This is a genomic window from Streptomyces sp. NH27, assembly GCF_056859195.1.
This window is the reverse complement of sequence record NZ_JACEGK010000887.1, coordinates 1-1,617: the sequence shown is the minus strand read 5'-3', so window position 1 is coordinate 1,617 and position 1,617 is coordinate 1. Positions and strand designations below refer to the sequence as shown.

At 78.8% G+C, this 1,617-nt stretch carries 1 protein-coding gene; it reads right to left on the bottom strand.

Features of this window, described 5'->3' with window-relative positions:
- The coding region (locus AC13HU_RS36795) for a cell division protein PerM (RefSeq protein WP_483046346.1) at window positions 1–1,603 on the bottom strand (1,603 nt) is incomplete at its 3' end.
- Window positions 1,604–1,617: the final 14 nt, after the last annotated feature.

Genomic DNA, 1,617 nt, shown 5'->3' with positions numbered 1-1,617 from the left:
GGGCGAGGCCGGGCAGCAGTGGGGGGAAGGAGGCCGAGGGAGCGGGGGCCGGCTTCGGTACGGAGGCGGGGGCGCCCGCTGCCGACGGGCTCGGGGGCGCCGTGGCCACCACTTCGCTCGGGTCCTCCTCGCCGGCACGGCTCCCCGCCGACCCGCGCAGCCGCGCCCAGGACACGTCGGGCATCCGCGGCCGGGGCACCCGCAGCCCCCCGATCAACGCCCGCCACGGGTGCGGCGGATGGGCCACGTGGTAGCGCAGCACCAGCGCGCCCGGCAGCGCGATCGCCAGCGTCCACCCGGCCGCCGCGGCCCCCGCCAGCCACCATTTCGGCCCGAAGTCCGCGAGCCGGTGCAGGCCCAGCGGCCCGCCCGACCACGCGGCGAGCACCGCGAACCCGGCGCCCAGCACGAGCGCGGCCCCGGCCGTGACGCGGACCGTACTCCACACCGGCCAGGCGTCGTTCCCGACGGACCAGGCCACCCCGAGCGCGGCCAGCGCCGGCACCGCGAGCGTGGTCCAGCCGACCCAGGACGTACCGCTGTGCGGCAGCGCGGCCATCAGCGGGAAGCCGGGCAACAGCAGGTAGCCGGAGGCGCCGGCCGGGGCCACCGTGCTGCCCGCGCCGACCGCGAAGCCGACCCCGAGCGCGTACGACGCCGCCCACACCGCGAGGTTGGGCACCAGGCCGACGGCGAGCAGCAGCACCGAGACCCGCCCCACCAGCGGCCCGCTGAGCTGCTGGTACGTCTGGCCGACCGCGCCCATGTGCCGGACCAGCGCGGCCGCGCCGACCAGGGCGCCACCGGCCAGCAGCAGCCCGGCGGCAATGGCCGCGGCCCGCACCGCCGCGCCGACCTCCTCGGCGTAGGCCCGGTGCAGCCGGTACAGGCGGCCACCACGGAAGCGGTCGAGCGGCAGCCGTTCCGGGCCGGGCCGCCCGCAGCCCGCCCACGCCCCGCAGCCGGCCGCGGCACCGGCGAAGAGCAGCACGTACAGGGCGGTGAGCGGGTCTACGTGCACGGAACGGCCGGTGGCGTAGACGACGGCGATCGCGGCGAGGGTGAGGTAGCCGGCGAGCACCCACCCGGTCACCGTGGCGGCGGCGCGCAGCCGGGCCGAGCCGGTGAGACGGCCGTCGGGGTCGGCGCCGACGGAGCCGGCGAAGCGGTCCGGCCGGACGGAGCCGCCGGAAGTGTCGGGGCCGCCGCCGGTGTCCCGCCGGTCGGACCCGTCGGCGTCCTTGCCGTCGACCGCGGCCGCCACGGCCGAGGCCGTACCACGGAAGACCAGCCACGCGGGCAGCACGCTGAGCAGCAGCGGCGCCACGGCGACGGGCGCGGGGTCGCCGGAGAGCGTGTCGGTGCGCACCAGGTCCGCGCCCTGCGCGAGCAGCCACAGGTCGGTGCCCACGTGCAGGGCACCGCCGAGGCCGCTGTCGGGGAAGGGCGAACCGATCCACAGCATCAGCACGGCGGCGGCGATCCCGCCGAGCCCGAGCCCGGCGGCGACTGCGCCCGCGGCCAGCGCGGACACGCGGAGCGCGGCCCAGCGCGGCGGCGGGGCGGATAGGGAAGCGGTCAGCGGCTCGCTCGTCTGCGTCACGGCCACCCATGGTG